General features: G+C 64.1%; 30 protein-coding genes. 12 read left to right on the forward strand and 18 right to left on the reverse strand.

Annotated features, from left to right (window positions below):
• Positions 1–137: 137 nt before the first annotated feature.
• From NOV72_RS29385 to NOV72_RS29410, 6 genes are all read right to left on the reverse strand, one after another.
• Positions 138–1,130, reverse strand: coding sequence for an asparaginase (locus NOV72_RS29385; protein ID WP_106858037.1), 993 nt, complete (start codon positions 1,128–1,130; stop codon positions 138–140).
• Positions 1,131–1,145: 15 nt separating this feature from the next.
• Complete coding sequence (locus NOV72_RS29390) at positions 1,146–2,072, reverse strand: CysB family HTH-type transcriptional regulator (protein ID WP_106858038.1); 927 nt, start codon at positions 2,070–2,072, stop codon at positions 1,146–1,148.
• A gap of 27 nt (positions 2,073–2,099) precedes the next feature.
• Positions 2,100–3,158: a sulfate/molybdate ABC transporter ATP-binding protein gene (locus NOV72_RS29395; RefSeq protein WP_106858039.1), complete on the reverse strand. Its 1,059-nt coding sequence runs from the start codon at positions 3,156–3,158 to the stop codon at positions 2,100–2,102.
• A gap of 16 nt (positions 3,159–3,174) precedes the next feature.
• Positions 3,175–4,071 (reverse strand): sulfate ABC transporter permease subunit CysW, encoded by an 897-nt coding sequence (gene cysW / locus NOV72_RS29400; protein WP_106858040.1) that lies wholly within the window; start codon positions 4,069–4,071, stop codon positions 3,175–3,177.
• A complete protein-coding gene (cysT, locus tag NOV72_RS29405) occupies positions 4,068–4,952 on the reverse strand; it encodes a sulfate ABC transporter permease subunit CysT (protein WP_106858041.1) in 885 nt (294 codons plus the stop codon). Before cysT ends, cysW begins: the two co-directional genes overlap by 4 nt.
• 90 nt (positions 4,953–5,042) lie before the next feature.
• The gene (locus tag NOV72_RS29410; protein WP_106858042.1) at positions 5,043–6,065 is read right to left on the reverse strand and encodes a sulfate ABC transporter substrate-binding protein; all 1,023 of its coding nucleotides are present in this window, start codon (positions 6,063–6,065) and stop codon (positions 5,043–5,045) included.
• Between the two features lie 258 nt (positions 6,066–6,323).
• Here NOV72_RS29410 and lexA point away from each other — a divergent pair, with 258 nt between their 5' ends.
• The 3 genes from lexA (at position 6,324) to NOV72_RS29425 (ending at position 8,226) form a co-directional block, all read left to right on the forward strand.
• On the forward strand, positions 6,324–7,001 hold the full coding sequence (gene lexA / locus NOV72_RS29415; RefSeq protein WP_106858043.1) for a transcriptional repressor LexA: 678 nt from the start codon (positions 6,324–6,326) through the stop codon (positions 6,999–7,001).
• A 216-nt stretch (positions 7,002–7,217) separates the two neighbouring features.
• Positions 7,218–7,544 (forward strand): hypothetical protein, encoded by a 327-nt coding sequence (locus NOV72_RS29420; protein ID WP_106858044.1) that lies wholly within the window; start codon positions 7,218–7,220, stop codon positions 7,542–7,544.
• 100 nt (positions 7,545–7,644) lie between these two features.
• Positions 7,645–8,226: a DUF2939 domain-containing protein gene (locus NOV72_RS29425; RefSeq protein ID WP_106858045.1), complete on the forward strand. Its 582-nt coding sequence runs from the start codon at positions 7,645–7,647 to the stop codon at positions 8,224–8,226.
• A 4-nt stretch (positions 8,227–8,230) separates the two neighbouring features.
• Here the strand turns inward: NOV72_RS29425 and NOV72_RS29430 are convergent, their stop codons facing one another.
• The gene (locus NOV72_RS29430) at positions 8,231–8,740 is read right to left on the reverse strand and encodes a universal stress protein (RefSeq protein ID WP_106858046.1); all 510 of its coding nucleotides are present in this window, start codon (positions 8,738–8,740) and stop codon (positions 8,231–8,233) included.
• A 335-nt stretch (positions 8,741–9,075) separates the two neighbouring features.
• On the opposite strand from NOV72_RS29430, the gene nodI reads away from it, so the two are divergent.
• On the forward strand, positions 9,076–10,038 hold the full coding sequence (gene nodI, locus NOV72_RS29435; protein ID WP_181291189.1) for a nodulation factor ABC transporter ATP-binding protein NodI: 963 nt from the start codon (positions 9,076–9,078) through the stop codon (positions 10,036–10,038).
• Between the two features lie 3 nt (positions 10,039–10,041).
• The gene (locus NOV72_RS29440) at positions 10,042–10,887 is read left to right on the forward strand and encodes an ABC transporter permease (RefSeq protein ID WP_281261826.1); all 846 of its coding nucleotides are present in this window, start codon (positions 10,042–10,044) and stop codon (positions 10,885–10,887) included.
• A gap of 58 nt (positions 10,888–10,945) precedes the next feature.
• Here the strand turns inward: NOV72_RS29440 and gnd are convergent, their stop codons facing one another.
• From gnd to NOV72_RS29455, 3 genes are all read right to left on the reverse strand, one after another.
• A complete protein-coding gene (gene gnd / locus NOV72_RS29445) occupies positions 10,946–11,926 on the reverse strand; it encodes a phosphogluconate dehydrogenase (NAD(+)-dependent, decarboxylating) (protein WP_106858047.1) in 981 nt (326 codons plus the stop codon).
• 6 nt (positions 11,927–11,932) lie between these two features.
• On the reverse strand, positions 11,933–14,026 hold the full coding sequence (gene tkt / locus NOV72_RS29450) for a transketolase (RefSeq protein ID WP_106858087.1): 2,094 nt from the start codon (positions 14,024–14,026) through the stop codon (positions 11,933–11,935).
• 294 nt (positions 14,027–14,320) lie between these two features.
• Positions 14,321–15,373 carry an NADP(H)-dependent aldo-keto reductase gene (locus NOV72_RS29455; protein ID WP_106858048.1) on the reverse strand — a complete coding sequence of 351 codons (1,053 nt, stop codon included), beginning with the start codon at positions 15,371–15,373 and terminating at the stop codon, positions 14,321–14,323.
• Between the two features lie 166 nt (positions 15,374–15,539).
• On the opposite strand from NOV72_RS29455, the gene NOV72_RS29460 reads away from it, so the two are divergent.
• The 5 genes from NOV72_RS29460 to NOV72_RS29480 all read left to right on the forward strand — a co-directional run bounded on the left by NOV72_RS29460 (position 15,540) and on the right by NOV72_RS29480 (position 18,627).
• The gene (locus NOV72_RS29460) at positions 15,540–16,964 is read left to right on the forward strand and encodes an MFS transporter (RefSeq protein WP_106858049.1); all 1,425 of its coding nucleotides are present in this window, start codon (positions 15,540–15,542) and stop codon (positions 16,962–16,964) included.
• Between the two features lie 55 nt (positions 16,965–17,019).
• Positions 17,020–17,217: a hypothetical protein gene (locus NOV72_RS29465; protein ID WP_106858050.1), complete on the forward strand. Its 198-nt coding sequence runs from the start codon at positions 17,020–17,022 to the stop codon at positions 17,215–17,217.
• 191 nt (positions 17,218–17,408) lie between these two features.
• Positions 17,409–17,801, forward strand: a complete 393-nt coding sequence (locus tag NOV72_RS29470; RefSeq protein ID WP_106858051.1) for a hypothetical protein — start codon at positions 17,409–17,411, stop codon at positions 17,799–17,801.
• Positions 17,802–17,805: 4 nt separating this feature from the next.
• Positions 17,806–18,147 carry a hypothetical protein gene (locus tag NOV72_RS29475; RefSeq protein WP_106858052.1) on the forward strand — a complete coding sequence of 114 codons (342 nt, stop codon included), beginning with the start codon at positions 17,806–17,808 and terminating at the stop codon, positions 18,145–18,147.
• A gap of 18 nt (positions 18,148–18,165) precedes the next feature.
• Positions 18,166–18,627: a lytic transglycosylase domain-containing protein gene (locus NOV72_RS29480; RefSeq protein ID WP_106858053.1), complete on the forward strand. Its 462-nt coding sequence runs from the start codon at positions 18,166–18,168 to the stop codon at positions 18,625–18,627.
• On the opposite strand, the gene NOV72_RS29485 is transcribed toward NOV72_RS29480, so the two are convergent.
• Complete coding sequence (locus NOV72_RS29485) at positions 18,593–18,937, reverse strand: putative quinol monooxygenase (protein WP_106858054.1); 345 nt, start codon at positions 18,935–18,937, stop codon at positions 18,593–18,595. The genes NOV72_RS29480 and NOV72_RS29485 overlap by 35 nt on opposite strands.
• Positions 18,938–18,987: 50 nt before the next feature.
• Entirely contained in the window at positions 18,988–19,725 is a 738-nt protein-coding gene (locus tag NOV72_RS29490; RefSeq protein WP_106858055.1) for an SDR family oxidoreductase, read from the reverse strand.
• A 210-nt stretch (positions 19,726–19,935) separates the two neighbouring features.
• On the opposite strand from NOV72_RS29490, the gene NOV72_RS29495 reads away from it, so the two are divergent.
• Entirely contained in the window at positions 19,936–20,967 is a 1,032-nt protein-coding gene (locus tag NOV72_RS29495) for a methyltransferase (protein ID WP_106858056.1), read from the forward strand.
• 31 nt (positions 20,968–20,998) lie between these two features.
• Here NOV72_RS29495 and NOV72_RS29500 read toward each other — a convergent pair whose 3' ends face one another.
• The 5 genes from NOV72_RS29500 to NOV72_RS29520 all read right to left on the reverse strand — a co-directional run bounded on the left by NOV72_RS29500 (position 20,999) and on the right by NOV72_RS29520 (position 22,927).
• Positions 20,999–21,202, reverse strand: a complete 204-nt coding sequence (locus NOV72_RS29500; RefSeq protein WP_106858088.1) for a hypothetical protein — start codon at positions 21,200–21,202, stop codon at positions 20,999–21,001.
• Between the two features lie 114 nt (positions 21,203–21,316).
• The gene (locus tag NOV72_RS29505) at positions 21,317–21,709 is read right to left on the reverse strand and encodes a DUF5594 family protein (protein ID WP_106858057.1); all 393 of its coding nucleotides are present in this window, start codon (positions 21,707–21,709) and stop codon (positions 21,317–21,319) included.
• Between the two features lie 33 nt (positions 21,710–21,742).
• Positions 21,743–22,045 carry a hypothetical protein gene (locus NOV72_RS29510; protein ID WP_106858058.1) on the reverse strand — a complete coding sequence of 101 codons (303 nt, stop codon included), beginning with the start codon at positions 22,043–22,045 and terminating at the stop codon, positions 21,743–21,745.
• A gap of 111 nt (positions 22,046–22,156) precedes the next feature.
• The gene (locus NOV72_RS29515; protein ID WP_106858059.1) at positions 22,157–22,582 is read right to left on the reverse strand and encodes a hypothetical protein; all 426 of its coding nucleotides are present in this window, start codon (positions 22,580–22,582) and stop codon (positions 22,157–22,159) included.
• Between the two features lie 99 nt (positions 22,583–22,681).
• Positions 22,682–22,927: a hypothetical protein gene (locus NOV72_RS29520; protein WP_245933206.1), complete on the reverse strand. Its 246-nt coding sequence runs from the start codon at positions 22,925–22,927 to the stop codon at positions 22,682–22,684.
• A gap of 301 nt (positions 22,928–23,228) precedes the next feature.
• Here NOV72_RS29520 and NOV72_RS29525 point away from each other — a divergent pair, with 301 nt between their 5' ends.
• Positions 23,229–23,429, forward strand: a complete 201-nt coding sequence (locus tag NOV72_RS29525; protein ID WP_106858061.1) for a hypothetical protein — start codon at positions 23,229–23,231, stop codon at positions 23,427–23,429.
• 391 nt (positions 23,430–23,820) lie between these two features.
• On the opposite strand, the gene NOV72_RS29530 is transcribed toward NOV72_RS29525, so the two are convergent.
• Positions 23,821–24,429: a T6SS effector amidase Tae4 family protein gene (locus NOV72_RS29530; protein ID WP_106858062.1), complete on the reverse strand. Its 609-nt coding sequence runs from the start codon at positions 24,427–24,429 to the stop codon at positions 23,821–23,823.
• Positions 24,430–24,431 lie beyond the last annotated feature (2 nt).

A 24,431-nucleotide genomic window follows, 5' to 3' on the forward strand; every position in this document is an offset into this window, starting at 1 on the left:
CATCGACCGGTTGAATCCGCCGCTGCTTTCTTTGGTTACTTTCTTTGCAGCAGCAAAGAAAGTGACTGCCGCCCCGCACAGGGGCAACGCCAATAAACCAATACGAAAACGGGATCCGGCGACAAAAAGCACCGGCCTCAATACATATCGAAAACACGCTGCAGGTCGTCCACCTGCGCCCCCAACGCGAGCATCAACAACACCCGAGCCTTGTAGGGATTGAGCGTCCCCGCGCTGACGCTACCCAGCGCATCGTCATCCGCGGCGCCGTTGCGCATCACATGCCCCGCCCCCACGCGCGAAGCGCGCACCACCGCGACACCTTGCTTAACCGCATCGACAAGCGCCTGCGTAATCGTCGCGTGCATCGAGCCATTGCCCGTTCCCGCGACGACAATCCCACGCACACCCGCCGCGACGAGCGCATCGACCATCACGCGCGATGCATCCGCGTAACTCGCGACGATCTCGACCATCGGCCATTGATCGGCCACGGAGAACTCGCTCGACGCCGTGTGCGGCCGCACGACGGTACGCTGAAACTCGACGCGCCCGTCCTGCACGAAGCCGAGCGCCCCGGTCTCGGGCGAGCGGAACGCATCGACGGCGTACGTGCTCGTCTTGGTGACATCGCGCGCACTGTGGATCTGGTTGTTGAACGCGACAAGCACGCCCTTGCCCGCCGCGTCCTTCGACGCCGCGACCGTCACCGCGTTTAGCAAATTGAGCGGGCCATCGGCGGACAGCGCGGTCGACGGACGCATCGCCGCCGTCAGCACCACAGGCTTCGCGCTCTTGACCGTGAGATGCAGCAGGTACGCAGTTTCTTCGAGCGTATCGGTGCCGTGCGTGATCACGACGCCATCGATATCGTCCTGCGCGAGCAGTTCATTGATGCGCGATGCGAGCGTGGTCCACAGCGCGGCGCTCATGTCCTTGCTGTCGATGCTCGCGATCTGCTCGGCATGAATGCGCGCGACCGCACCGAGCGCCGGCACGGCTTCGAGCAATTTGTCGACACCGACGACGCCCGCCTTGTAGCCCGCCGTCTTCGATGCATCGCCAGCGGACCCGGCGATGGTGCCGCCCGTTGCCAGCACGGCGATGCGAGGGAGTGAGGATGTATTCATGCCGGCGATTGTAAATCACGCCGTTTCGCGCAACTGCGCCGCGATCTGCGCTTCCTCGAGTTGAGGCGCGAACATCTCGATCAATCGATACGCGTACGCCCGCAAAAACGCACCCTTTCTCAGGCCGACGCGCGTCGTGCTGGCCTCGAACAGATGCTGCGTATCGAGCGCGACGAGCTCGGTGTCGCGCTTCGCGTCGTAGGCCATCGCCGCGACGATGCCGATGCCCATGCCAAGCTCGACATATGTCTTGATGACGTCCGCGTCGATCGCGGTCAGCACGATATCGGGAATCGCGCCCGCGCTCGCAAACGCCTGATCCACGTGCGAGCGGCCGGTGAAGTCCTGGTCGTAGGTGACGATCGGATATTCGGCGATCTGCTCGAGCGTGATGTTCTCGCTCCCGACGAGCGGATGATCCTTCGGCACGACGACCGTGTGATGCCACGAATAGCACGGAAACGTGACGATGTCCGGATAACGGTCGAGCGCCTCGGTCGAAATGCCGATATCCGCTTCGCCATTGATGATCATCTGCGCGATCTGCTGCGGACTGCCCTGACGCAGCGCGAGATGAACCTTAGGAAATACTTCGGTAAACTGACGGATGACCTTCGGCAACGCGTAACGCGCCTGCGTGTGAGTCGTCGCGACGACGAGGTGGCCGTTGTCCTGATCCGCGAACTGGCGCGCGACGCGCCGCAGATTCTCCGCGTCGAGCAACATGCGCTCGATCAGTTGATGCACTTCCTTGCCGGGCTCGGTGAGACCCGTCAGACGCTTGCCGCGGCGAATGAAGATATCGACGCCGAGTTCGTCCTCCAGATCCTTGATCTGTTTCGACACGCCCGACTGCGACGTGTAGAGCACGTTCGCGACCTCCGTCAGATTCATGTTCTGACGCACGGCCTCACGCACGAAGCGCAATTGCTGGAAATTCATGTCCGCCCCTCTGTTCTTATGATGGTGTCACTGCGCGGGAAAAACTCGCAAGGCGCGCGGCACGGCCGTCACGCCGTCGCCGATATCGAGCTTGAGCGCGCGCCATGCCTCGCGATCCAGCTCCGCCTCGATCACGTTGCCCGCGCTGCCTTCGAGCTCGACGCGCACCGAGCCGCCCAGCGTCACGACGCGCCGCACGCCGACCACGATGCCATCGCGATGCGCGCCATCGGCGGGATACAGCGCGAGATCGTGCGGCCGCACGTACGCGAGCGCGCGGCCGCTGAAATGCGCCTGGGCCGCGATCGGGCTCGCGGCGCCATCGGCGACGAAGCCGTTCGCATCGACGTTGCCCTGCAGCCGGTTCGCCGCGCCGAGAAACTCGTACACGAACGACGTCTGCGGATGATCGTACACGTCTTGCGGACTGCCCACCTGCTCGACGCGCCCGTGATTCATCACGACGATGCGGTCCGCCACTTCGAGCGCTTCTTCCTGATCGTGCGTGACGAAGAGCGTCGAGATATGCAGATCGTCGTGCAGGCGGCGCAACCAGCTACGCAGTTCCTTGCGCACTTTGGCGTCGAGCGCGCCGAACGGCTCGTCGAGCAACAGCACTTTCGGTTCGACGGCCAGCGCGCGAGCCAGCGCGATGCGCTGCCGCTGCCCGCCCGACAACTCCGACGGAAAACGTTCGGCGAGCCAGTCGAGCTGCACGAGCTTCAGCAGTTCGTGCACTTTCTCGCGGATCGCGGCTTCGCCCGGACGCTCGCGGCGCGGCTTCACGCGCAGGCCGAACGCGACGTTCTCGAACACCGTCATGTGCCTGAAGAGCGCGTAATGCTGGAACACGAAGCCGACCTGCCGCTCACGCGCGCCGACCGCCGCGACGTCCTCGCCGTGCAGCACGACTTGTCCCGCATCGGCGAATTCGAGGCCGGCGATGACGCGCAACAACGTGGTCTTGCCGCAGCCCGAGGGTCCGAGCAGCGCGACCAGTTCGCCCGCCGGAAAATCGAGCGTGACGTTGTCGAGCGCGGTGAAATCGCCGAAGCGTTTTTGCAGATTGCGAACGATGATGCTCATGATGTTGTCGGCCTCTTCAATGCTGTGCGGATGTCCGGGCTTCGGTGACGGCTTGCGACATGCGCCGCTCCGCGATGAGCTTGAGCGCGAGCGTCACGAGCGCGAGCAGCGCAAGCAGCGACGCCACCGCGAACGCGGCCGAGAAGTTGTATTCGTTGTAGAGAATTTCGACGTGCAGCGGCATCGTGTCGGTCTGGCCGCGGATATGGCCCGATACCACCGACACCGCGCCGAACTCGCCCATCGCGCGGGCGTTGCAGAGAATCACGCCGTAGAGCAGGCCCCACTTCACGTTGGGCAGCGTCACGCGCCTGAAGATCTGCCAGCCCGAGGCGCCGAGCACGTGCGCGGCTTCTTCTTCGTCGTTGCCTTGCGCCTGCATCAACGGAATCAGTTCGCGTGCGACGAACGGGAACGTCACGAAGATCGTCGCGAGCACGATGCCCGGCACCGCGAAGATGATCTGCACGTCGTGCGCGGCGAGCCACGGGCCGAACCAGCCTTGCGCGCCGAAAATCAGCACGTAGATGAGTCCGGAAATCACCGGCGAAACCGAGAACGGCAAGTCGATGAGCGTGGTCAGGAGCGCCTTGCCGCGAAACTCGAACTTCGCGATCGCCCACGACGCCGCCAGTCCGAACACCACGTTCAACGGCACGGCGATCGCGGCGGTGATCAGCGTGAGCTTGATCGCGGACCACGCGTCCGGATCCTTCAGCGACTCGAAGTAATAGCCGATACCCTTCGCGAAGGCCTGCACGAACACGGCCACGAGCGGCACGACGAGAAAGAGCGCGAGAAACACGAGCGCGATGCCCGTCAGCAGCCAGCGCACGGCGCGCGGCTCGGTCACGGGATTGAGCTTTTTTGCGTCGCGCGCGGCGGGTACGTCGAGGGGAAGAACCTTGCTCATGCCGTCTCTCCCGCCGCCAGCGCGACGTTCGCGGGCAACGCGCCCGTCCTGCTCGTGCGCCGCTGCAGGAACCATTGCAGCGTATTGATGAAGAGCAGCATCAGGAACGACACGCACAGCATCACGACGGCCAGCGCGGTCGCGCCGGCATAGTCGTACTGTTCGAGCTTCGTGATGATGAGCAGCGACGTGATCTCGGATTTCATCGGCACATTGCCCGCGATGAAGATCACCGAGCCGTATTCGCCGAGCGCACGCGCGAACGCGAGCGCGAAGCCGGTCAGAAGCGCGGGAAACACCGAAGGCAGCACGACGCGGCGAAACGTCAGCCAGCGCGTCGCGCCGAGACACGCGGCGGCTTCTTCCTGCTCGCGCTCGAACTCTTCGAGCACCGGCTGCACCGTGCGCACGACGAAGGGCAAGCCGATGAACGTCAGCGCGACCAGCACGCCGAGCGGCGTGAATGCGACCTTGATGCCGAGCGGCGCGAGAAATTGCCCGATCCAGCCGTTGCCCGCATAGACCGCGGCGAGCGAGATGCCCGCGACGGACGTCGGCAGCGCGAACGGCAAATCGACGATCGCATCGACGATACGCTTGAACGGAAACGTGTAGCGCACGAGCACCCACGCGACGAGAAAGCCGAACGCCGCGTTGATGAGCGCGCCGCCGAGCGCCGCGCAAAACGTGAGCCGATATGACGCGAGCACGCGCGGCGACGTGACCGCGCGCACGAACTGCGCCCAGTCGAGCGTCGCGGTTTTCGCGAAGGTGGCGGCGAGCGGAATCAGCACCACGAGGCTCAGATAGGCCACCGTGATGCCGAGCGTCAGGCCGAAGCCGGGAAGCGCGCTCGGCTTCCTGAATGTGAGGGTCGTCATCCTTGATTGATCCTTTTGTGCGCCGGGGTCAGCGCGTCGCTGCTTCGGGCGCGCGGCGTCATGGACGCGCCGCGTCGCCCGCTTCGTCGCCTATTGCGGCTGATAGATCGAATCGAACACGCCGCCGTCCGCGAAATGCGTCTTCTGCGCCTTGGTCCAGCCGCCGAACGTGTCGTCGATGGTGTAGAGCTTCAGCTTCGGAAACTGCTTCGTGAGTTCGGCGGGCACCTTGTCCGAACGCGGCCGATAAAAGTTGCGCGCGGCGATCTGTTGTCCTTCGTCGCTATACAGATACTTGAGATAGGCGTCGGCGAGCTTGCGCGTGCCGTGCTTGTCGACGACCTTGTCCACTACCGCGACCGGCGGCTCCGCGAGAATGCTCACCGACGGCACGACGATCTCGAACTTCTCCGGCCCAAACTCTTTCAGCGACAAGAACGCCTCGTTCTCCCACGCGATCAGCACGTCGCCCTGCCCGCGCTGCACGAAGCTCGTCGTCGCGCCTCGCGCGCCGGAATCGAGCACGCCGGCGTTCTTGTACAGCTTCGTCACGAAGTCCTTGGCCGTCTGCTCGTTGCCGCCCGGCTTGTGCTGCGCATACGCCCACGCCGCGAGATAGTTCCAGCGCGCGCCGCCCGAGGTCTTGGGATTGGGTGTGACGATCGACACGCCTGGCTTGGTCAGATCGTCCCAGTCCTTGATGTGTTTCGGATTGCCCTTGCGCACCAGGAACACGATCGTCGATGTGTACGGCGACGCGTTGTCCGGCAGCCGTTTCTGCCAGTCCGCGCCGACGAGTCCTTTGGAGGCGAGCGCATCGATGTCGTAAGCGAGCGCGAGCGTGACGACATCGGCCTGCAGGCCGTCCAGCACCGCGCGCGCCTGTCCGCCCGAGCCGCCGTGCGACTGCTTGAACGTCACCGTTTCGCCCGTCTCGGCCTTCCACTTCTTCGCGAACGCCTGATTGAAGTCCTGATACAACTCGCGGGTCGGGTCGTAGGAGACGTTCAGAAACGACGTCTGCGCCGTCGCTGGCGCCGTCATGATCAATCCCGCCGCGCTCAACGTCGCCGCCGCCAGAAATCGTCGCAATCCCGTGCCGATGCTTTGCATTCCCCGTTCTCCGTCTTATCGAATGGACGGAATCAGTCTATCGACGCGTCTATATGATTAGAAATAATCGTTATTCACTTTTTTATACGTAAAACTGCTAAGAACGATATTCCTGGATGGAAGAAGCGCGTATGGGAGCGGATCGAGCGTTCGGAAGCCGGACGCGGGCGAACTTAAAGTAAAGCTTGAAAAGCTGGAAATACTGTATAAAAATACAGTCACCTGTCCATCCATACAGTGCACCAGGGGCTCGAGCCAGTGACCAAGACATCCAAACTTACCGCGCGGCAGCAGCAGGTATTCGAACTGATCCGGCGCGCGATCGACCGCACGGGCTTTCCGCCGACGCGCGCCGAGATCGCGGCGGAGCTCGGCTTCAGTTCGGCGAATTCGGCCGAGGAGCACTTGCGGGCGCTGGCGCGCAAGGGCGTGATCGAACTGGCGGCGGGTTCGTCGCGTGGTATCCGGCTGCTGGGCGACGCATCGCGCATCGATCGTTCGGAGGAGATGCCGCATCAGTTCACGTTGCCGCATCAGAGCATCATGCAACTGTCGCTGCCGCTTGTCGGGCGTGTCGCGGCAGGCAGCCCGATCCTCGCGCAGGAACACATCTCGCAAACTTACGCATGCGATCCCGCGCTCTTCTCCAGCAAGCCGGACTATCTGCTGAAAGTGCGCGGCCTGTCGATGCGCGACGCCGGCATCCTCGACGGCGACCTGCTCGCCGTGCAGAAACGCAACGAGGCGAAAGACGGACAGATCGTCGTCGCGCGTCTGGGCGACGACGTCACGGTCAAGCGCTGGAAACGCCGCTCTGACGGCGTCGAGTTGATCGCCGAGAATCCGGACTACGAGAATATTTTCGTGCGCTCGGGCAGCGGTGATTTCGCGCTGGAAGGCATCGCGGTCGGGCTGATCCGTTCGGGCGAGTTCTGAGGTCTCCGCTCGGCGCGGGCGGGAAGCGAAAGTTGCGTGCAGATCGCTCGCTCACTTTCATAAAGAGACATGAACGGGACAAGAAATGTCCCGTTGACATCGCAAGATAGCCTCACCAAACGCTTCAACGCCCAGTCGAGGCGTCTCAAACACAACAAGCATGACGGCCGCCGCGCGCGGTGCGCCGCGGTGCGTCCTATCGTCTGGAGAGTCATCATGGAACGTTTTGCCCGTCTGCTGCCCTTCCGTCAATTCGGCCGTCTGCGCCATCTGCGTGCGCTGATCGCGTGCGGCACGCCGCAAGCCGAAGCCGCTCCCGATCTCTTCGACGAAATGCCCGCGCTGCCGTCCCGCCAGCCGGCTTTCGCGCGCGTTTCGCTGAGTAGCACAGTGCATGCGGAGCCGGAACAGCGGGCGCCGGTGCGCGTCTATCGCGGACAGTCGCGCGTGATTCTGGTGGGCAAGATCGACGAAGTGTCGCGCATGATCGACCGTTGCATCGCGGAGGAAAACGCGGGGCTCGCCGGCGGCATCCTCGCCTGAAATCGAGGCTCACCGCGCCGAACGTGATTTCGCGGGATTTATCGCGTGCCGGCGCGGTCAATCCCGGAGTCGCGTTTTTGCTAAGAGGCTTTGCCGTCGCATGTCCCGCACTACCCGCTCCGTCGTTTCCGCGTTCGCCGTTTTGATTCTTGTCGCGGCGCTCGCTTTTATCTACGCGTCACCTTACATCGCGCTGAATCGCGTAAAGCGCGCAGCCGATGCGCGCGACGCGCAGACCGTCAATCAGTACGTCGATTTTCCCGCGCTGCGCGCAAGCCTCAAGGAACAGGTCGGCGCGCTGCTCACGCGCCGCGTCGATATTCAAAAGAGCGGCAATCCGCTCGCGATCATCGGGGCGATGATCGGCGCGGCGCTCGTCGGTCCTCTGGTGGATTCGTATGCGACACCGGACGGCGTCGCGGCCATTCTGAACGGCATTCCGCCGCGCGGCGAGCCGGGTGAGCAACCGCCGCAGGCAGCGCCGTCGAATGCAGCGTCTTCCGGCGTCGCCACGGCGCAGCACGCGCCGAAGGAGCCGCCGCAGGCCAGCGCCGGTTATCGCAGCCTGAATACGTTTGTCGTCACGTATCAGCACGGCGCCGGAGACGCACGTTATTCGGCGATCTTCCACCGCTACGGGCTCGTGTCATGGAAGCTCGTCGCGGTCGATCTCAACGGCTGACGCGTCACGCGCCCGCTTCGGCCTTCACCGGTTTCGCCGCGTAAGCCGCTTCGTCTTCCGCTTCCGCCGACTCGCCCGCCTGACACACGGCAACGAGAATGCTGCACTTCACGCGATCGAGCAGCGGCGTATTGCCCGCGCCCATCCACCAGCGCGCGAGACCGTTGCGGCAGCGATGCCCGACCACGACGAGATCGACCTGAAGGCTTTCCGCGAGCGCGGCGATCTCGTCGATCGGATGTCCGAACGCGAAGTGCCCCTGCGCCGGAAGGCCCCGTTCGCGCAGCCAGTCGACGCCTTCCTGAAGAATGTCACGGGCGGCGTCTTCGAAACGTCCGCAGGCCATATCGGTTAGCAGTCCGGCGCTCTGCGCGATGCTCGAGCGCATGTCCACGACCGCGAGGACGTGCGTTTCGGCATTCAGGTCCAGCGCGAGATTCGCGCCTTGCCGCAATGCCTTGCGCCCCTCTCTGGAGCCGTCATAGCAGAGCAGGATTTTTCGGTAGCTTTCCATCTCGACCTCCCTGGCCAACGTGCCCTTCGCGCCCGCTCGATGCGACCGGAAGCGCGATTCACTTGCGGCGTTGCTTCATCATCGTGTGTCGTCACATGGGTGACAACGCTGGAAAACGCTTACCGGCGCGAACATGCTAGCTCGCACCGTGCCAGAACTCCGGATCCGCCGACGGACAAGCCTCTGGCACTTTCGGCCGAAACCGGTCCGACGCGCGCCGCACAGGTTTGACACGCGCTCGCCGCATGCGGTTGCACGCCACGCATCGCGCTGGTGCAATGGATTACACTAGCCCGCTGGATTTCCCCATGCGGCTTTTCCTGCGGCGCGAATGCATGACTGATCAAACATTTCACGAAAGCACTCCACACGAGTCCGATGAACACGGCGCGCCGGCCATCGAGTTCAGCGAAGTAAGGAAGCACTACGGTGAGCGTATCGTCGTGGATGGCCTGTCGTTCGATGTGCGTCCCGGCGAATGCTTCGGTTTGCTCGGCCCGAACGGCGCGGGCAAGACGACCACGCTCAAGATGCTGCTCGGCATCACCTCGCCCGATAGCGGCGCGATCCGCCTCGTCGGCGAGCCGGTGCCCGCGCGCGCCCGGTTCGCGCGCGAACGCGTGGGCGTCGTGCCGCAGTTCGACAACCTCGATCCCGATTTCACGGTGCGCGAAAACCTCACCGTCTTCGGCCGCTACTTCGGTCTGACCGGCGCGCGCATGGACGCGCTCGTCCCTTCGCTGCTGGAATTCGCGCGTCTGGAGAGCAAGGCCGATGCGCGCGTCGGCGAACTCTCGGGCGGCATGAAGCGGCGTCTCACGCTCGCGCGCGCGCTCGTCAACGATCCAGATGTCCTCGTGATGGACGAACCGACCACCGGCCTCGATCCGCAAGCGCGGCATCTGATCTGGGAGCGCCTGCGCTCGCTGCTCGCGCGCGGCAAGACCCTCCTGCTGACGACGCATTTCATGGAAGAAGCCGAGCGCCTGTGCGATCGTCTTTGCGTGATCGAGGAAGGCCGCAAGATTGCCGAGGGACGGCCGCGCGATCTCATCGAATCGGTGATCGGCTCGGATGTGATCGAGATCTACGGACCCGATCCGCAAGCGCTCGCAGCGGAACTGGCGCCGTTCGTCGAGCGCATGGAAGTGAGCGGCGAAACGCTCTTTTGCTACGTCGACGATCCGCAGCCCGTTCATGCGCGCGTGAAAGGCCGCGCGGACGTGCGCTATCTGCATCGTCCGGCGAATCTCGAAGATGTTTTCCTGCGTCTCACGGGACGTGAGATGGTGGACTGAATCATGGATACGCTCGAACGCACTCGCATCGGAAGAAAACGCGAGCCGAAGCACGCGGAAAGCTTCACGCCGCTGTCCAGCGCGCTGCCCGCCAACGCCACGCACTGGATGTCGGTGTGGCGTCGCAACTACCTCGTCTGGAAAAAGCTCGCGATCGCCTCGATGATCGGCAACCTCGCCGATCCGATGATCTATCTCTTCGGTCTCGGCCTCGGTCTGGGCCTGATGGTCGGCCATGTCGACGGCGTGTCGTACATCGCGTTTCTCGCGGCGGGCACGGCGGCGTCGAGCGTGATGATGTCCGCGAGCTTCGAGGCGATGTACTCGGGCTTTTCGCGCATGCACGTGCAGCGCACGTGGGAAGCGATCATGCATACGCCGCTCACGCTCGGCGACATCGTGCTCGGCGAGATCGTATGGTCCGCGAGCAAGTCGGTGCTGTCGGGCGCGGCGATCATGATCGTCGCGGGCGCGCTCGGCTACGCGAACTTTCCGTCGATGCTGATCGCGCTGCCCGTCATCGTGCTCACGGGACTCGCGTTCGCCAGCACCGCGATGGTGATCACGGCGCTCGCGCCGAGCTACGACTTCTTCATGTTCTATCAGACGCTCGCGCTCACGCCGATGCTCCTGCTTTCCGGCGTGTTCTTTCCGATTGCGCAACTGCCCGCGATCGCGCGGCACGTCACGCAGGTTCTGCCGCTTTTCCATGCGGTCGAGCTGATTCGCCCGGCAATGCTCGGCCGCCCGTTCGACGGCGCCGCGCTGCATGTGATCGTGCTGGCCGCGTATGCGGTGGTGCCTTTCTTCCTGTGCGCGTGGCTTTTCCGTCGGCGCATGATGAAATGAAAAACGGCGATGGACCGCTGAAGTCCATCGCCGCATTCACATCGTCGACGAAACAAGGCTACTTCACGGGAAACTCGTGGTGCCCGCCGAAGCCGAAGCGCATCGCTGACAGCATGCGCTCGGGGAACGACTCGGCGTCGCGCGATTTGAAGCGCGTGTAAAGCGCCGCCGACAGCACTTGCGCGGGCACCGCTTCCTCGATCGCCGCCTCGATGGTCCAGCGCCCTTCGCCGCTGTCCGCGACTTCCGTCGAGAAGCGTTCGAGCGTGCCGTCGCTGGCGAGCGCGCCCGCGGTCAAATCCAGTAGCCACGACGACACCACGCTGCCCCGCCGCCACACTTCGGCGATATCGGCGAGATCGAGCGTATAGCGCTCGCCTTCCGCGAGATCCTTCGACTCCTTGTGCCTGAGAATGTGGAAGCCCTCGGCATACGCCTGCATCAATCCATACTCGATGCCGTTGTGCACCATCTTCACGAAGTGCCCCGAGCCGACCGGCCCGCAATGCATGTAGCCATTCTCGACGCGCGGATCGCGCCCCTCGCGGCCGGGCGTCTGCGGAATGTCGCCGCGTCCCGGCGCGAGCGTCGCGAGAATCGGATCGAGCCGGCGCACGACCGCCTCGTCGCCGCCGATCATCATGCAGTAGCCGCGCTCCAGTCCCCAGATGCCGCCCGACGTGCCGACATCGACGTAATGGATGCCCTGCTCGCGCAATTGCCCGGCGCGGCGGATATCGTCCTTGTAGAAGCTGTTGCCGCCGTCGATGATCACGTCGTCCGCGCCGAGGATCTCGCGCAGATCGTCGAGCGTGTCTTCGGTGATCTTTCCCGCCGGCAGCATCAGCCAGACGACGCGCGGCGCGGCCAGCTTCGCGACGAGATCGCCCAGATCCTTCGCGCCCGTCGCGCCTTCGTTCGCGAGCGCTTCGGTCGCTTGCGGATTGTGATCGTACGCGACGCACGTATGCCCGGCGCGCATCAGCCGCCGCCCGATGTTGCCGCCCATGCGCCCCAGTCCCACGATGCCGATCTGCATGATGATTCACTCCTTGCCGTTGGCTTTCACGCGTTCGATCTGCTTTTTCGCGGCGTCGTAGACCGCGTCCGGCGTGAAGCCGAACTTCGTCTTCAGCGCCTTCAGTGGCGCCGATGCGCCGAACGTGTGCATCACGATCTGCGATCCCAGGCGGCCGACATAGCGATCCCAGCCGAGCGTCGCGGCCTGCTCGACGCAGACGCGCGCATGCACGTCCGGCGGCAGCACCGAGTCCTTGTACGCCTGATCCTGCTTCTCGAAGATGTCCCACGACGGCATCGACACGACGCGCGCCGCGATGCCTTCGGCCTTCAGCTTCTCGTAGGCCTCGACGCACAGCGACACTTCACTGCCGGTCGCGAGCAGCAGCACCTCGGGCTTCTTGCCGCCATCGGCGTCGGCGAGCGTATAGGCGCCGCGCTTCACGCCGTCGGCCGAACCGTACTTCTTGCGATCGAAGGTCGGCAGCGGCTGGCGCGTGAGCACGATGCACGACGGCTCCGTCGAATGCGTCAGCGCGACGCGCCACACTTCGGCCACCTCGTTCGCGTCGGCGGGGCGCAGCGTGCACAGGCCCGGCACGCCGCGCAAGGAAGCCAGTTGCTCGATCGGCTGGTGCGTCGGGCCATCTTCGCCGACGCCGATCGAATCGTGCGTGAACACGTAGACCACCGGCACTTCCATGATCGCGGAAAGGCGGATCGGCGGCTTCATGTAGTCGCTGAAGATCAGGAACGTCGAGCCGTACGGACGCAGCCCGGACAGCGCGAGGCCGTTGCAGACCGCGCCCATGCCGTGCTCGCGAATGCCGAAGTGCAGATTGCGGCCGCCGTAGCTGTCGTGCTCGAAGCTGCCCGCGCCCTCGAACTTGAGGTTCGTCTTCGTCGATGGCGACAGATCCGCCGCGCCGCCGATCAGCCAGGGAACGCGCGGCGCGATGGCGTTCAGCACCTTGCCCGACGAATCGCGCGTGGCGAGACCTTTCGCGTCGGCTTCGAAGGTCGGAATGTCGGCGTCCCAGTTGTCGGGAAGCTTCGATTCGAGCATCTGCCACGCTTCTTTCGCGAGTTCCGGATTGGCCTTTTCGTAGGCGTCGAAGCGCTGCTTCCATTCGGCATGCAGCTTCTTGCCGCGCGCGCCCATGCCGTCGGCGAAATGCTGCATCACGCCGTCGGGCACATAGAACTGCTTGTCCTCGGGCCAGCCGTAGAACTTCTTCGCGAGCTTGACTTCTTCCTCGCCGAGCGCTTCGCCGTGCGCGCTCGCCGTGTCCTGCTTGTTCGGCGCGCCCCAGCCGATGATGCTCTTCACGACGATCAGCGTCGGCTTGTCCGTGTGCGACTTCGCCTTGTTGATGGCGTCTTCGAGCGCCTGCGCGTCGTTGGCGTCGTCGACGTGCAGCGTGTGCCAGTTGTAGCCGTGAAAGCGCGCCTCGACGTCGTCGCTGTAGGCGAGATCCGTATGGCCTTCGATGGTGATGCGGTTGCTGTCGTAAATCCAGATGAGGTTCGACAGCTTCAGATGCCCCGCGAGCGACGCAGCTTCGTGCGACACGCCTTCCATCATGTCGCCGTCGCCGCAGAGCGCGTACACGCGGTAATCGAAGATCGCGTCCTTACCTTTGTTGAAGTGGGCTTCTTTCCAGCGCGCGGCCATCGCCATGCCGACGCTGTTGCCGAGTCCTTGCCCGAGCGGGCCGGTCGTCGTCTCGACGCCGGTCGTCATGCGGTATTCCGGGTGACCCGGCGTCTTGCTGTCGAGCTGGCGGAAGTGCTCGATGTCGTCGAGCGAGACCGCGGGCTTGCCGGTCGGCTTGCCGTCCTGATCGAATTCCTTCACGCCCGCGAGATGCAGAAGCGAGTACAGCAGCATCGACGCATGCCCGACCGACAGCACGAAGCGGTCGCGATTGGGCCATAGCGGCGCGTCGGGATCGTAACGAAGATGGTTCTGCCAGAGATGGAACGCGACGGGCGCGAGCGCCATCGGCGTGCCGGGGTGGCCGGAATTGGCCTTTTGCACGGCGTCCATCGAGAGCGTGCGGATCGTGTCGATCGTGAGACGATCGAGATCTTTGTCCTGCGGCGTTGCTTGAGACATGAGCGACGACTCCTTTGCGAAGAGCGCGCTGTGGCGAAAGGCGCCGCAGCGGGCAACCAGGACCATCGAGCAAGTGTAGTGCCTTACAAAAGGCACCGCACCGCGGGTGACACGGAAGCGCGCCGCATCCGCCTTCGAAAGCGGCGGTCGCGGCGGCGTTTTACGGCAGGATACGAGCGAAAACTTAGCCCGGCGTTACAAAGCGATATCGGACGATGACGCGAACGTCAATGCTGACACATTCGCGGCGAGGGCATCGGATTCTTCGACAAATCCCTGACCGGGCAGGGAATTTCAGGGCGCCGGATTCGGCTGGCGCTCGTGCAGCGCCTCGATTTCGGCCAGAATTTCTTCCGATAATTCGACGTTCACGCTGTCGATGTTCTCTTTCAACTGCGGCAGCGACGTCGCGCCGATCAGCGTGCTCGTGGTGAACGGCCGCGTGTTGACGAAGGCGAGCGCGAGTTGCGTCGGCGTGAGGCCGTGCCGCTTCGCCAGTTCCACATACGACGTGATCGCGGCGAGCGCCTGCGGCTTGCTGTAGCGCTGAAATCGCTCGAACAGCGTGATGCGCGCGCCCGTCGGACGCGCCCCGCCTTCGTACTTGCCCGACAGCCAGCCAAACGCGAGCGGCGAATACGCGAGCAGCCCGACGCCTTCCTTGTGCGTGAACTCGGACAGGCCGAGCTCGTACGTGCGGTTCACGAGACTGTACGGATTCTGAATGCTGACGATCTTCGGCAGCCCCGCTTTTTCGGCCGCGCGCAAAAATTGCGCGACGCCCCACGGCGTTTCGTTCGACACGCCCACATGACGGATCTTGCCCGCCTTGACGAGATCGCCAAGCGCGGCGAGCGTTTCCTCGATGGGCACCGTGTATTCGTCGTCGAGATACGGATACGCCGGGCGGCCGAAGGTCATCGTGCTGCGGTCGGGCCAATGCAATTGATACAAATCGACGTAATCCGTTTGCAGACGCTTCAGACTGCCGTCGATGGCTTCGTTCAAATTCTTGCGATCGAACTGGTTGCCCGCGCCGCGGATATGTCGCGGATTGTGCGGCTGCCGCGCGGGGCCGGCGATCTTCGTCGCGAGCACGATGTCCTTGCGTTTCGCGGGATGCTTCGCGAGCCATGTGCCGATGTATTCCTCGGTGCGGCCCTGCGTCTCGGGGCGCGGCGGCACGGGGTACATTTCGGCGGCGTCGATCAGATTCACGCCCTGGGCCAGCGCGTAATCGATCTGCTCGTGCGCTTCGCTTTCGGTGTTCTGCTCGCCCCAGGTCATGGTGCCGAGCCCGATCAGGCTGACGTCGAGACCCGAATCACCGAGTTTCCGAAACTTCATTGCTGATTCCTCTTGTTGGGGTTGTGTTTGCGCGTTGTCGGCGCATTGTCGGAAATGCTGCCTGGCTGGTTTTCCGGCAATCGCAAAAACTACCATAGCCGCGAAAGCTCTGCTCTCGCGACTAGAATGGCAAGCTTCCGACCCTTCATGCAGGAGCGCCCGACCGATGCCGTCCGCAAGCGATCGCGAGAACAAGGGCTCGTCGCTCATCGTCACGCTCGTCGCGGCGACTTTCTTCATGGAGAACCTCGACGGCACGATCATCGCGACCGCCTTGCCGCAGATGGCGCGCTCGTTCAACGTGCATCCCGCCGACATGAGCCTCGGCATCACGGCGTATCTGCTGACGCTCGCCGTCTTCATCCCGATTTCCGGCTGGGCCGCCGACCGCTTCGGCCTGCGCACCGTGTTCGCGAGCGCGATCGCGGTATTCACGGCCGCGTCCGTGCTGTGCGCGACCACTTCGACCTTGCCCGCGTTCGCCGCCGCGCGCGTGCTGCAGGGCATCGGCGGCGCGATGATGGTGCCGGTCGGCCGGCTCGCCGTGCTGCGCGCGACGCCCAAGGAAGGCCTGATGCGCGCCATCGCGATCATCACGTGGCCGGGGCTCGTCGCCCCGGTGATCGGACCGCCGCTCGGCGGCTTCATCACGACGTATTCGTCGTGGCGCTGGATCTTCTATCTGAACGTGCCGCTCGGTCTGATCGGCTTGCTGCTGACGCTGCGCTTCATCGGCAACGAGCGCGGGGACGCCACGCGGCGCTTCGACCTGCCGGGCTTTGCGCTCTGCGGCATCGCGTGCACGACACTGCTCTACGCGATGGAACTGGTCGGCCGCAGCGACGCCGACTGGACGTTCGTCGGCGTGCTGGTCGCCGTGGGCGTGGCGGCCGGCTTCGCTTCGTGGTGGCATCTGCGGCGGGCGGCGCAGCCGGTCGTGGATTTGTCGGCGCTGAAGGTGAAAACCTTCGCTGTGGCGATGGGCGGCGGATCGCTCTTTCGCATCGCGATCAGCGCGGCGCCGTTCCTGTTGCCGTTGATGTTTCAGGTCGGCTTCGGCATGAACGCGTTCGAATCGGGCCTGCTCACGCTGGCCGTGTTCGCGGGCAATCTGTCGATGAAGCTCGTCACCACGCCGGTGATGCGCCAGTTCGGCTTCCGGCCGGTGCTGATCGTCAATGGCGTGCTCGCGGCGCTCTCGCTTGCCGCGATGAGCCTGCTCACGCCGGCGACGCCTAAGCTCGCGATCGCCGTCGTGCTGTTCGCGAGCGGCCTGTCGCGCTCGCTGCAGTTCACGGCGCTCAACACGCTGAGCTTCGCCGACGTGCCGAAAGCGCAGATGAGCGGCGCGTCGGCGCTATCCAGCACGCTTTTTCAGATGACGATGGGCATCGGCGTCGCGGTCGGCGCGATCGCGCTGCGCATCGGCGAATGGCTGCACGGGCACGATGCGCACTCCATCGGGCCGGAGGATTTCAGCGTCGCGTTCCTGATCGTCGCGTTTGTCGGGCTGGTCGCCGTGCTCGATCTGTTCGGGCTCGCGCGGGATGCGGGCGCGCTCGTGTCGGGGCATCGGAAGCCGAAGGCGTGATGGTTTTATGAGGCGAGGGCTCAAGCCTTCGCCGCCCGTGCCGTAAATCCGCGGTATGAACACCCACACGCTCGACGCCCTCGCCGCCCTGACCGAAACGGTCGCCGTCATCCGCCACGCGCGCGGCCTCAAGAATCCCCACGATCTGCCCGAAGGCTCGCCCGAGCGTCAGCTCGCCGCCGACGCTTTCGCCGACGATTTCCTCCGCGCGCTCGATGCCGAGCCGAGTATCGGCACGTGGTGGCCCATCTGACCTTTCCCGGCGTCACTTCACCGTCACATCGACAAGGGCGTGGCATCGTTTTACGCGATCCGCGTCGGCTGATTTCGCGGATCGCCGTCTTCTGAGTCAAGTCTTGCTATTTGGCGAAACGTTTGCGCGCCGCTATCAAGTCGCGCGCACGCGCGCCGTCAACTCGGATATCGCCATGACTCAATCAGGAGATGCCAGTGAAGGGGGCAGCGTCACTTTTTTTCGCCATTGCCGTCGCCATCGCCGTGACCGGCTGCGCGCCGATGCCGGTGGCCAGCACGGCTCCGACCGACAAGCCGGCGGCGAGCGCCGAAATCATCCGCTTCGAAATTCCCGCCGACGCGCTCGGCGCGCGCGATGCGCAACTCACCGCGATCCTGGCGAAAGCCGGTGCGCTCGCGGCCGCGCAGAAGCAGCCGACGACCATCCTCGTCACCGCCCTCGCGCAGGACTTCCCGTATCTCAACCAGGCGATCTGGAAAGGCGTGCCCGCCCGGCACACGGTCAAGCTCAGTCTGGAAAACCTGACCGCCGGCGCGCGACAGCCGTATAGCGTGTCCATCAAGCCGTCGCAGGGAGGTTGACGCGATGCGCCGAATCGTCATCCTCGCATCCGCAACGCTGATTTCAGCGAGCGCCCTCGCCGGTCCGCTCGACGTGAGCGCGCCCGCCTCCGTGCAAACGCTCGCGGCGCTCGGACCCGCCCTCCAGAAGGTCTACCCGCCCTTGCCGACACTCGCGATGCTGCCGCCCGCCGCCGTCGACGAAGAAGATCCGCCCGCCAGATCCGCGAGCAAAAAAGGCAAGAAAACGCGCCGCGTCGTCGATTGCAAATGCAACGGTCCGGAACCGCGTCTCGTGGTGTCGGATGAATCGCGGACGTACATGAAGGACGTCGAGCATCGCATCGACGTCGCGCTCGCGCCGTAATCGAAGGAGCCACGCAACATGTTCCGTCCCATTTACGCCGCACTCTGCGCCTGCGTGTTGCTCGGCGCATCGCTCGCGCCGGGCGCCGCTCGCGCCGACGATTGCTTCGAGCAGGCCGCCGCCTATCAGGGCGTCAATCCGCTCGTGCTGCGCGCGGTCGCCTGGCGCGAATCGAAAGGCGATGCCGCCGCGCTCAACCGCAACGCCAATGGCTCGATCGATATCGGCCAGTTGCAGATCAACTCGATCCACTTTCCCGATCTGGCGCGCCAGGGTATTCCGCATCGCGCGCTCGCCGATCCGTGCGTCAACGTGTTCGTCGCCGCGTGGCTGCTGAAGCAGAAGATGATGAAGTACGGCAACACGTGGCGCGCGATCGGCGCCTATCACTCGGAGTCGCCGAAACATCGCGACGCCTACGCCCGCAGCATCCAGCAAATCCTCGTCAGTTGGGGCGAACTGCAGCCGGCGATGCGCTGACGTAGCTTCGAAGCGGCGTCAGAAACTCGATCGTCCGCTCGCGCGCGAGCAATCGCGGCAGCACGGCCTCATACATCTGCCGATACGGCCGGCCCAGATGATGCGCACGGAAATGCTCGGCCGAGCACGCCCACGTTTCATACAGCACGAGCGTGTCCGGATCGTCCGCCGCGCGATGCAGATACGTGTTGATGAAATCCGGCTCTTCCGACATGCGCTCCAGCACTTCGAGAAGGCGCGTTTCGAGTTCTTCCCGATGCTCCGGCTTGCCCGGCAGATGCACGACAAACGACGTGATGTCGTCACTCATGATGAACTCCTCGCGGTGCGCGGACCGCGCGTGCGGTCCGCGCGGATGACTTAGAGTTGGCTCATGCCGCCGTCGATCACGATCTCCGTGCCGACGATGAAGCCCGATTCCGGCGACGCCAGATGCAGCACCGTCGCCGCGACTTCGCTCGACTTGCCGAAGCGCCCGAGCGGAATCTGGCTCTGGAGTTGCGCGGCGGCTTCGTCGACGAGACCGAGCTTGCCGTGCAGCGGCGTCGAAACCGGGCCGGGACTCACGACATTCACGCGCGCGCCGCGCGGCAGCAATTCCGCCGACAGGGTTTTCGCGAGCGACACGAGCGCCGCCTTGCTCGCCGCATACACCGACGACATCGGCATGCCGATATGCGCGTTGATCGAGCCGTTCAGCACGATCGACGCACCTTCGTTCAGCAGCGGCACCAGCGATTGAATCTGGAAGTACGGCCCTTTCACGTTGATCGCGAAGGTTTCGTCCCAGGCTTTTTCGTCGATGTCGGTGAACGGCGCGAACGTGCCGACGCCCGCGTTGATGAAAATCGCGTCGAGGCGGATGTTCGCATCGACGAGCGCCTGGGCGAGCTCACGCGCGGCGCCGACCGTGCCAGCCACATTGCGAATGGCGATGGCGTTCGCGCCGAGCGACTCGCGCGCCGTGGCGAGTGCGCTTTCGTCGCGACCCGTGATGACGACCCGCGCGCCTTCCGCCGCAAATGCCTGCGCCGCCGCGAGACCGATGCCGCTGTTGCCGCCGGTAACCAGAACTGTCTTGCCTTCGAAGCGATTCATGACGTTCTCCTTGAACGTTGATCAGTGTGAAGCCATTATGGGCGGGACTTCGGCCGCTGCCGTACGACAGGATTGGCGCACACGTTCGAGATTTTCGAACATGTTTCGACTGCGTGTTGCGGGCCACATATTTCCTTGAAGCGGGCGCGAACGGCTCCTAGAGTTACGCAGACCTTTCCAGTCTGCTTACGCGCTTCAGGGAGCCACATCATGCACGACGCGCAAGACGGTATCAACGCACAGCCGAACCCGGAGCGGCTGCTGCAAATGGGCATGGCGTTCTGGGCATCGAAAACGCTGCTGTCGGCGGTCGAACTCGGCGTGTTCACGCAACTGGCGAACGGGCCGCGGCAGGCGGAAGACCTCGCGCAGGCGCTCGAGCTGCATCCGCGCGGCGCGCAGGATTTTCTCGATACGCTCGTCGCGCTCAATTTGCTCACGCGCGAAGACGGCCGCTACGCGAACACGAACGACGCCGATTTCTTCCTCGACCGCGACAAGCCTTCGTACGTCGGCGGATTGCTGGAGATGGCGAACGCGCGCCTGTACCCGTTCTGGGGATCGCTCACCGAGGCGCTGCGCACGGGCTTGCCGCAGAACGAATCGAAGCACGGCGGCAATCTCTTCGAGACGCTTTACAGCGACCCGGCGCGCCTGCGCGGCTTTCTGCAGGCGATGAGCGGCGTGAGCATGGGCGCGGCGCAGGCGATCGCCCGCCAGTTTCCGTGGGGCGACTACCGGACGTTCATCGATATCGGCGCGGCGCAGGGCGCGCTGCCGGTGCAGGTTGCGCGGGCGCACGCGCATCTGACGGGAGGCGGTTTCGATTTGCCCGTGGTCGGGCCGATTTTCGACGACTATGTCGCGGCGAACGGACTTCAGGACCGGCTGCGCTTTTATCCGGGCGATTTCTTCAAGGACCCGTGCCCGTCGGCGGATGTCCTCGTGATGGGTCACGTCCTGCACGACTGGAATCTGGCGCAAAAACGCGAACTGCTCGCGAAATGCCACGCCGCGCTGCCGCCGGGCGGCGTGCTCATCGTGTACGACGCAATGATCGACGACGAACGCCGTCACAACGCATTCGGTCTTCTGATGAGCCTCAACATGCTGATCGAGACGCCGGGCGGCTTCGATTACACCGGCGCGCAATGCTGCGCCTGGATGAAGGAAGCAGGGTTTGCCACGGCGCGCGTCGAGCCGCTGGCGGGACCGGATTCGATGGTGATCGCGACGAAGTGAATCCGCCGCGGACCGCGCGCGCGAGGCTGCGTCAGCGGTCGTTCGACATCCCTTTCAGGCGATCGTTGCCGGCGTCGCGGGCTGCATCGGCGGTAGCGAAATTTTCTTCGGAGACGAGCGCGCGCTTGATCGCGCGCGCCGAAAAATCGACCAGCGCGATGACCCACACGAAACCGCCCGCCTGTTCCGCGGTCTGCACGAATGCGCGCAGATCGCCTTCATTCGACGATGCCATACCGACCTCCACGTTCAAGTTGATGCGCCCTGCCGGCGTCACGATTTGCGTGAGCACCGGCGATGCGATGCGTCGGCTGAACGGGCGCTAACGGGCGGCAGCCGGCCGCCGTGATCAGGCTTCGAAATCGAGACCGCCGAAGAGCACCGAAGGCTGCGCCTGCGAACGCGTCGCGAGATCGACGTCGCGCGCGCCCTGCCAGGCGTCGAGCTTGGCGGCCATCGCGTCGAGGTAACGCAGGAATCGGGCCTCGCCGCCCACGCTCATCAGACGCTCAATCTCTTCGTCGTCCCAGGTCAGAAATACATTCAGCGGATAAGGATAGACGTGCTGATGTTCATCGCCCTCCTGGTGCGCATCGGCGCTCACATGCAGACGCGTCGGCACGGCCGCGCTTTCGTAGGAAAGAATTTCGACGCGCACGCCGCGCCCGAGAAACCGCATCGTGCGTTCGGCGATGCGCGGCATGAATTCGGTCTCGAATCGCAGCGTCTGTTCCGGATTCAATGCTCGTCTCCGGGAGCGCCCTGTTGCGACGTGTCAGACGGGCGGAAGGTCTTCGAGCGATTTCTCGATCTGCCCGTCCTGCACGCGCGCCTCGATGCCGATATGACCATTCGTATAAGGCAGCGCGCTGACTTTCGGGCCGAGAAAGGCGCGGCCGCCGAGCGTGAAGAGCGTGCGGACTTCCTTGCCGCTTTTGAGGGCGTCCACGACTTGCTGGACGTCCACGATGGTCGTGGGCGCGGCCCAGTCGTTCGTGGCCGGATCGAAATTGCCCCAGCGCACGCTGCTCACGCGGTCGTTGACCCAGCGCACACCGTCGATCGCCAAAGTGGTCATGTCTGCCTCCAGTGCCGTCGTTGGGGGTGGTTTGGAAATCCTAGCATGGTGACGCGAAGCAGGTGAACGTTTGCGCGATGCGAATCGGGCGGACCGGGCGACCTCGCCGGATCAGCCCGGCTCGCTGCCGGCCATGAACGCACGCATGAAGACGAGCGCGCCCCAGCCCCAGATCGCGTTGGCGATGAAGTTTGGCGTGAGACGCGACAGCATGTTGCCGCTCGGCCAGATGCCGCGCGCCGGATCGATGACGAACACGCCGACCGCCGTCAACACGATGCCGCCGAAGACGAGCGCGCCGATCCACGGTGCGCTGCGGTCGGGCGCGACGCGCAGAAGCCACACCATCAGCACGGCGAAGATGGAACTCCATAGCGCATTCGCGATGAATTCGGGGATGCCGAGCGGAAGAAACGGTGCGATGGAGAAGCCGGCCGGATCGATGAGACCCGCTGTATGCAGCAGCGCCAAGGTCGATTCGCGGAAAAAGAGTGCGGCAAGAAAACCGGAAACTAACGGCAGTATGACTTTTTGCATTGGCTGGACCGCCTGGAGCCGGAGGGCGCGGTTCTCTCCGATTGTCGTGACGAGCGCCATTATAGTGGCGTCGCGCGGGCTTCCAGGCCGGGTCCGGAGCTATTTTGCGATGGCGTCGCTCGCCGGATCGTGATGCAGCATGCGATCGCTGTTTTGCGGTGGATTCGGACGCTTGACCGGCATGTTGTCGGGGTTGTCGGGACGCGTGGCGCTCGCGGATGGCGAGCCGGGTGCGCTCGGCGGCTTGACCATCGAGGCGTTTTCGTCGGGGCGCGCGGTCTGGGCGTGGGCCGCGAATGTCGTGACGAGCAGAAGCGCGGCTGTCGCGAGGTGATGGCGGGTCATGATCGCTCTCCGCAGAGGGGAGAACTTCGTTGTGCATCAGGCGTGCCCGAGGTGCGGCCTGCGCAAATCGAAGACGGATTATCGCGGCCTGATTGACCCGCTGGCCGTTTCTACACGACTCTCGAAAGACGCATTACCGAAGTTCGGAACCAAAACGGACGCCCTGCAACGGTAGCAACTGGTTGGCCGGATGGTTCGCTGCTCTTCGCCGGCTTGAAAATCCGATGATGAAAGCGTATCTGATTGGTCTGCTGGTGGTCGCGCGCACCAGTCGCAACGGCAACTCATTTGTAACAGTAGCGTGCTGGTAGCGCTGGCCGATGGCGCGGCGCTTTACATGTCGGGCTGCGAATTCGGCGGACCGGCGCCGCATGCCTTGCTGGCGCTCGTCAAGGGCGATTCGGTCGCACTGGCGGGGCCGCTCGCAATTGGCGTCTATCAACCCGACGACGTCGCCCCGCCGCGCCCGAGCATCGCCGTAACGATACAGGCGGTCCTATAGACTTACGACGTGCAGCGCCGTCGCAAGGCAAGCCGCGCGGCCGGCAGGTCGGAACCCACCGAGCGCCCGAGCGCAACCGCACGTGAGGCGTTCGAGGACGACGGCCTTGCCCTCTGAAACCGACCAGGCGGCGCAACGTCGGTGCAGCACCGCGCCGAATGCGGTCCACCCCGCTACTTTCGGTTCCGTCGTTGACGCCATATGAGAACAATGCCAGCGAACAGGAACGTAAAAGCTCCGCCCAAAGCTCCGCGAAATGCCGTCGCCAAGGCACGTCCACCGCACTCGTCGCCGCACGGGATATTCGCGTCGGGCAAGACCAAATATAGGCTCGCAAATCCTGCGATGAGCGCGCCGGAAACAAACAGCCCGACGTACAGAAGCGCGCTCTTCACTTAACCTCCCAAAAGAGAATCGACTTTGCCTGCGACAGGTCGGAATAGAAATTTTCGGGGCCAATGCCGATGGTGGAGAGGGGGTTCCACACACGCGAAATGCCTAAACTGAATCGCAGGGTCGTCTCGGTGCTCGGTGTAAGGCGTTCACCATTCCATAGGTCGATGTGGTCGCCGCTGGGTTGCCTCTCTTTTAGCGAGCGCCGCCAGTAGCTACCAAAGAAAGCTACGCCGGTACGTCCTTTGATTTTGTCCTTCCAGTCGCTGCCCGTGATCGTTTCCGGCTTCGGACACCCGGCGAACGGCTGTAAGTGAAGCCATTGTGCGACCTCTTTTGCACGAAGCATATGGCTTCGCGGATGCCCGTGAAACCAACACGTTTCACCTTTGAAAGACTTATTCGTAATGCCAACACCTGCGAGGCATGTTCCAAACCTGATTGCACATTCGTCTTCGAATGCAGCCTTGCCCGTCGCTGGATCGATGCAAGGTGCAGACTCGGGATATGCTGCCCACAGTTCCTGAAACGTCACGACTCGCAATTGCACGACCTTCACTGAATTCGGGGTCGAGTTGGTACGCACTACAGTGGGTTTATTCGGCATCG

The organism is Caballeronia novacaledonica (assembly GCF_900258035.1).
In the GTDB taxonomy this organism is placed as follows: Bacteria; Pseudomonadota; Gammaproteobacteria; order Burkholderiales; family Burkholderiaceae; genus Caballeronia; species Caballeronia novacaledonica.